Genomic DNA, 6,447 nt, shown 5'->3' with positions numbered 1-6,447 from the left:
GTTTCGGTGGTCATAGCGTGAGGGAAACGCCCGGTTACATTCCGAACCCGGAAGCTAAGCCTCACAGCGCCGATGGTACTGCAGGGGGGACCCTGTGGGAGAGTAGGACGCCGCCGAACAATTCTTCGAGAGAAGCCCCCGCCGGGTGAACCGGGCGGGGGCTTTTCTGTTGTATGGTCAACGTGCATTGTCGTGATACAGGACAGGAGGCCCCCGGGTGGAGGTCCAGGAGACGCGGGTCCAGACCGATCGCGTCCTCACCATCCCCAACCTGCTGAGCATGGGCCGGCTGGTCGGCGTTCCGCTCTTTCTCTGGCTCATCCTGTGGCCCGCCTTCGGCGGCCCCAAGAACGACGGTTGGGCGCTGCTGATTCTGGCGCTCAGTGGGATCAGCGACTATCTGGACGGAAAGCTCGCCAGGCGGTGGGGGCAGATCAGTCGGGTGGGGCAGCTGCTGGACCCGCTGGCCGACCGGCTCTATGTGCTGTCCACGCTCGTCGGATTGACGTGGCGTGAGTTCCTGCCGTGGTGGGTGACGGCGATTCTGCTGGCCCGGGAAGTCTTTATCGCGTCGCTGCTGCCGATTCTGAACCGGCACGGATACGGGCCGCTGCAGACGAGTTTCCTCGGCAAGGCCGCGACCTTCAATCTGATGTACGCGTTTCCGCTTCTGCTGCTCGGCGGAATTGACAGCTGGATCGCGCGGCCGGCCGAGGTGGTGAGCTGGGCCTTCATCTGGTGGGGGACGACCCTGTACTGGTGGTCGGCGATTCTCTACGCGGTTCAGGCACGGCAGATCATCAAGGCCGGCTCCGCGGGCTCGGCGTCCACAGCCTGAGACGTGATCTGAGAGAAGTCCCACGCCGCCCCGGTGCGTCGGACGGTACCTTCCGGGTAGAGAACCTCTGGAACGGTTTGATGGACCTGCAGGTCCACCACCGCAAAGGAGGACGCACCCGTAATGAAAGCCGTAGTAATGGCAGGGGGCGAGGGAACCCGACTCCGCCCGATGACCTCCAGCATGCCGAAGCCGCTGCTTCCGGTCGCCAATATGCCGATCATGGAGCACGTGCTCCGGTTGCTGAAGCGGCACGGCCTCTCCGACACCGTCGTCACCGTCCAGTTCCTGGCGTCACTCGTCAAGAACTACTTCGGTGACGGGGAGGAACTGGGCATGCACCTCACGTATGCCCATGAGGAGACGCCACTAGGCACTGCGGGGAGTGTCAAGAACGCCGAGGACGCGCTCAAGGACGATTCCTTTCTGGTGATCTCCGGTGACGCGCTGACCGACTTCAATCTCTCCGAACTGATCGACTTTCACCGCAGTAAGAACGCACTGGTCACGGTCTGTCTCACCAGGGTGCCGAATCCCCTGGAGTTCGGAATCACGATCACGGACGAGGAAGGGCGGGTCGAGCGCTTCCTGGAGAAGCCGACCTGGGGTCAGGTCTTCTCCGACACGGTGAACACCGGTATCTATGTGATGGAGCCGGAGGTCTTCGACTACGTCGCGGCCGGTGAGTCCGTCGACTGGTCGAGCGACGTCTTCCCACAGCTGCTGAAGGAGGGCAAGCGGGTCTACGGGTACGTCGCCGAGGGCTACTGGGAGGACGTGGGCACCCACGAGAGTTACGGCAAGGCCCAGGCGGACGTCCTGGAGGGCAAGGTCTCCGTGGAGATCGAAGGCTTCGAGATCTCGCCGGGCGTCTGGGTCGCCGAAGGGGCGGAGGTGGACCCGGAGGCCGTGCTGCGCGGGCCGTTGTACATCGGGGACTACGCCAAGGTCGAGGCCGGCGTGGAGATCCGCGAGCACACGGTGCTCGGCAGCAACGTGGTGGTCAAGCGCGGTGCGTTCCTACACAAGGCCGTGGTGCACGACAACGTGTACGTCGGGCCGCAGAGCAATCTGCGCGGCTGCGTGGTCGGCAAGAACACCGATGTGATGCGGGCCGCGCGGATCGAGGACGGCGCGGTGATCGGGGACGAGTGCCTGGTCGGCGAGGAGTCGATCATCGGGGCCAACGTCCGGGTCTACCCCTTCAAGACCATCGAGGCCGGTGCCGTCGTCAACACCTCGGTGATCTGGGAGTCGCGTGGCCAGGAGCACCTCTTCGGGGTCCGCGGCGTCTCGGGCATCCTCAACGTCGAGATCACCCCGGAGCTGGCCGTCCGGCTGGCGGGTGCGTACGCGACGACCTTGAAGAAGGGCGCCACCGTCACCATTGCGCGTGACCACTCGCGTGGTGCGCGTGCGCTCAAACGGGCGATGATCTCGGGGCTGCAGACCTCCGCGATCGACGTCCGCGACCTGGAGAACGTGCCGATGCCGGTGGCCCGGCAGCACACGGCGCGGGGGAGCGCCGGCGGGATCTTCCTGCGGACCACCCCCGGAGTGCCGGACTCGCTGGACATCCTCTTCTTCGACGAGCGCGGGGCGGACCTCTCGCAGGCCGGGCAGCGCAAGCTCGACCGGGTCTACGCACGTCAGGAGTACCGCAGGGCGTTCCCGGGGGAGATCGGGGACCTGACCTTCCCGTCGAGTGTGTTCGACTCCTACGCGGGCAACCTGCTGCGGACGGTGGACACCACCGGGGTCCGGGAGGCCGGGCTGAAGGTGGTGGTGGACACCGCGCACGGCAGTGCCGGGCTGGTGCTGCCGAGCATCCTCGGCCGGCTCGGGGTGGAGGCGCTCACCGTCTCCAGCGGGCTGGACGAGGCACGGCCGACCGAGGACGCGGAGACCCGGCGGGCCGGGCTGGCCAGGCTCGGTGAGCTGGTGGCCTCCTCGCGGGCGGCCTTCGGTGTGCGCTTCGACCCGGTGGGTGAGCGGGTCGCGTTCGTCGACGAGCTGGGCCGGGTGATCGACGACGACCGGGCGCTGCTGGTTCTGCTGGACCTGGTCGCGGCAGAGCGGCGGAGCGGGCAGGTGGCGCTGCCGGTGACCACGACCCGGATCGCCGAGCAGGTCGCCGCGTACCACGGCACCCAGGTCATCTGGACCACGACCACGCCGGACGACCTGGCGAAGGCGGCCTCCGCCGAGGGCACGGTGTTCGGCGGGGACGGGCGCGGTGGCTTCGTGGTGCCCGAGTTCAGCGGGGTGCTGGACGGCGCCGCGGCCTTCGTCCGGCTGGTGGGCCTGGTGGCCCGGACCCAGCTCACGCTGAGCCAGATCGACGCGCGGATCCCGCAGGCGCACATCAGGCGCCGGGACATCGCGACGCCGTGGGCGGCGAAGGGCATGGTCATGCGCTCGGTGGTGGAGGCGGCCGGCAGTCGGCGGCTGGACACCACGGACGGGGTCCGGGTGGTCGAAGCGGACGGGCGGTGGACCCTCGTGCTGCCGGACCCGGCCGAGGCGGTCACCCACCTGTGGGCCGAGGGCCCGGACGACGAGGCCACCGACGCGCTGCTGGACGAGTGGGCGGCCGTGGTCGAGGGCGCGGGGCGGTGACCGGCTGAGCGGACGAGTTCCCTGAACCGGCGGGGCGCGCGGATCAGTCCGCGCGCCCCGTTGTCCGTTTTCACATCATTCGGAGGGGTCCGTCACTTTCCGTCGATGTGTGTGGCGTGTGTGCAGCTCAGGGGCCGTGCGCTGGCCCCTCCGCCGACATGGGACGATGGTCCGCATGCCAGCGACGCCGACGCCGAGTGCCCCGAACGGGCGGTACAACCGCCCGGACGCCTCGATGTCCCTGCTGACCAACGTGATGGACCACAGCCTGGACGAGGGGTACGCCGAGGCGGCCGCGGTCCGAGGCGGTGAGCACGACAGCCGGATGCCCCGGACGCTACGCGGGCTGCTGACGCTGGGCGCCGGATTGGCGCTGGTCGGAGCGGTGGTGACGGTCGGCGCGGTGAACGCGCACAAGGCGGAGCCGACGCTGGCCAAGGAGCGGGACGCGCTGATCCACCGGATCAACGACAGCAACGGCTCGGCGGACCGCCTGCAGAAGGAGGTCCAGGACCTGCGGCGCAAGGTCGACGACACCCAGCAGCAGGCGCTGGCCTCCGGAGACGGCGGAGCGGGCGGACTGACCGGCGAGGTGGGGCTGGGCGAGGTCACCGGGCCCGGGGTGAAGCTGGTCCTGGAGGACGCCGCCGGGACGGGTGGCGGGGGCAACGTCGACCCGCGGGCCGGACAGGGCTTCTCCAACAGTGGCCGGCTGCGCGACCGGGACCTGCAACTCGTGGTGAACGGTCTGTGGGGATCCGGGGCGGAAGCCGTCTCGATCAACGGGCAGCGGCTGACCGCCCTGTCCGCGATCCGGGCCGCCGGTGAGGCGGTGCTGGTGGACAACCGGCCGCTCGTCCCGCCGTACAACCTTCAGGCGATCGGGGACGGGCCGAAGCTGCTCGGCGCCTTCGAGCGGGACATGGCCGGGCAGTACCTGCGGTTGCTGCAGGAGAAGTACGGCATCAAGTCGACGCTCTCCACGCAGAAGAGCCTGACGCTGCCGGCGGCGGTCGGCGTGACGCTGCGGACCGCCCAGCCCGTCACGCCCGAGCCCTCGCCCACGGCGAGCCCATCGGCGGGCTCGACGGCCGGACCGGGCGGGACTCCGTCGGGCGGCCCGGGAACCTCGGAGAGCCCCACCGCGTCCGTTTCACCGTCGGCGACCAGCGGTGGTCAGCCCGCGAAGCGGCGGCCGTCCGGCGGATCCACCAAGACCACCACAGGGACAGGAGCAGCTAGACCGTGATTGCCGTACTGGGTCTCGTGATCGGGGTGGTCGTCGGACTCTTCGTCCAACCCGAGGTGCCCGACGCCGTCGTGCCCTACCTGCCGATCGCGGTGGTGGCGGCGCTGGACGCGGTGTTCGGTGGCGTCCGGGCGATGCTGGACGGGATCTTCAACGACAAGGTCTTCATCGTCTCGTTCCTGTCGAACGTGGTGGTCGCGGCCCTGATCGTCTTCCTGGGTGACCAGCTCGGCGTCGGTTCGCAGCTGTCGACGGGTGTGGTCGTCGTCCTCGGCATCCGCATCTTCTCCAACGCGGCGGCGATCCGGCGCCATGTCTTCCGTGCCTGAGCCGGGCCGCGAGGCGGCGGAGAAGGAAGAGGAGAAGAGGGCGGAGGCGCCTGCGGCCGAGGAAGCCGCGGCGGAGCCGGTGGCGAAGGAGCCTGAGGGGGCCGGAAGAGCCGCTGAGGGTGCCGAGGGTGCGGCGGAGCCGGAGAAGTCTGACGCTGAGGGCGAGCTCGAGGCCGGGGTGGTGGAGCCGGAGCCGTCGGTCCGGCTGACGAAGGTGGTCGCGTCCGAGAGCGAGCCCCAGCCGGGGCGGGAGCCGGAGCCGGAGCCGGAGGCGGAGGCCGTCGAGGCCGAGGCCGAGGAGCCGGCGGAACCGGCCGGGCCGGAGGCCGCCGAGGAGCCGCCCGGCGCGGACCGCGACACCGGTCGGCGGCGGTTGAAGGCGGCGCTCTGGCCACCGCGGCTGTCGCGCGGGCAGCTGGTGGTGGCGCTGCTGCTGTTCTCGCTCGGCCTGGGGCTGGCGATCCAGGTGCGTTCGACCAACGACCACCACAACCAGCTGCGCGGGGCCCGGCAGGAGGACCTGGTGCGGATCCTCGACGAACTGGACAGCCGTCAGCAGCGTCTCCAGCAGGAGAAGGCCGAGCTCGAGCAGTCCCTGGGCAAGTTGGAGAACAGCTCCAACCAGGCCAAGGAGGCCCAGGAGCAGACCAGGAAGAAGATGACGGAACTGGGTGTGCTGGCCGGTACGGTCAAAGCCACAGGTCCGGGCATCGTACTCACGGTCGATGATCCCCAAGGGCAGGTGAAGGCGGATATGCTGCTGGACACCCTGCAGGAACTTCGAGCGGCGGGGGCGGAGGCGATTCAGATCAACGATGTGCGCGTGGTGGTCAACACCTACTTCACCGACCTGTCGGGCGGTGGGGTGCAGATCGACGGGAAGAAGGTCTCGCAGCCCTATCGGTTCACCGTCGTGGGGAACCCGCAGGACCTGACGCCCGCACTGAACATCCCGGGGGGCGTCGTCCGCACCCTGGAGAGCCACCAGGCGCGGGCGACGATCACCCAGCAGCAGAAGGTGGTCGTCGACGCCCTCGTCGATCTGAAGACGCCGCAGTACGCCAAGCCGGCCTCGAAGTGACGGGGCGCACGTCGAACGGCCCGTCACGGGCGGGCGCCACCCGGTGCGGGGCGCCGTCGTCGCGTGGGAGAGACTGGTTCGCACCAGTACGCTCCGTAGCACCAACCGAAGCACCAACCGTCGGAGTACCACTCCAGCAGGCCCGAGCCGCAACCGGGCCCGCAGCCTGTCCGAGGTTCTCACCCTGCCCCGCGGGCGGGTCTGTCACACGCAAGGGGATTCGCCCGTGAGTTTCTTCTCGAAGTTGTTCGGTCGCAACAAGGGTCGCGACGCGGCCGCCGTCGAGGCGCCCACCGCGCGACACCGCCGGTCGGAGGACGAGGCCGCCGTG

Annotated in this window: 5 protein-coding genes and 1 rRNA gene; all 6 read left to right on the top strand. The window is 69.3% G+C overall.

The features are described from left to right. Positions 1-2: 2 nt before the first annotated feature. Positions 3-119: ribosomal RNA gene (gene rrf / locus BG452_RS02770) — 5S ribosomal RNA — on the top strand. Positions 120-217: 98 nt separating this feature from the next. Next, complete coding sequence (locus BG452_RS02765; protein WP_188302503.1) at positions 218-838, top strand: CDP-alcohol phosphatidyltransferase family protein; 621 nt, start codon at positions 218-220, stop codon at positions 836-838. A 123-nt stretch (positions 839-961) separates the two neighbouring features. Then, positions 962-3,457, top strand: a complete 2,496-nt coding sequence (locus tag BG452_RS02760; protein ID WP_188302502.1) for a mannose-1-phosphate guanyltransferase — start codon at positions 962-964, stop codon at positions 3,455-3,457. A gap of 175 nt (positions 3,458-3,632) precedes the next feature. Further along, complete coding sequence (locus tag BG452_RS02755; RefSeq protein ID WP_223241658.1) at positions 3,633-4,706, top strand: DUF881 domain-containing protein; 1,074 nt, start codon at positions 3,633-3,635, stop codon at positions 4,704-4,706. Next, positions 4,703-5,035, top strand: a complete 333-nt coding sequence (locus BG452_RS02750) for a small basic family protein (protein ID WP_030062488.1) — start codon at positions 4,703-4,705, stop codon at positions 5,033-5,035. The genes BG452_RS02755 and BG452_RS02750 overlap by 4 nt, the downstream gene beginning before the upstream one ends. Further along, entirely contained in the window at positions 5,028-6,116 is a 1,089-nt protein-coding gene (locus BG452_RS02745; protein WP_317620874.1) for a DUF881 domain-containing protein, read from the top strand. Before BG452_RS02750 ends, BG452_RS02745 begins: the two co-directional genes overlap by 8 nt. Positions 6,117-6,447 lie beyond the last annotated feature (331 nt).

The sequence above is a fragment of the Streptomyces sp. CBMA123 genome, from assembly GCF_014596465.1.
In the GTDB taxonomy this organism is placed as follows: domain Bacteria; phylum Actinomycetota; class Actinomycetes; order Streptomycetales; family Streptomycetaceae; genus Kitasatospora.
This window is presented reverse-complemented; position numbering and strand designations above follow the sequence as displayed.

What these genes read in the sequence shown, in the direction of transcription:
- BG452_RS02760 (WP_188302502.1), top strand. Translation starts at nt 962, where the DNA reads ATGAAAGCCGTAGTAATGGCAGGGGGCGAGGGAACCCGACTCCGCCCG.
- BG452_RS02755 (WP_223241658.1), top strand. Translation starts at nt 3,633, where the DNA reads ATGCCAGCGACGCCGACGCCGAGTGCCCCGAACGGGCGGTACAACCGC.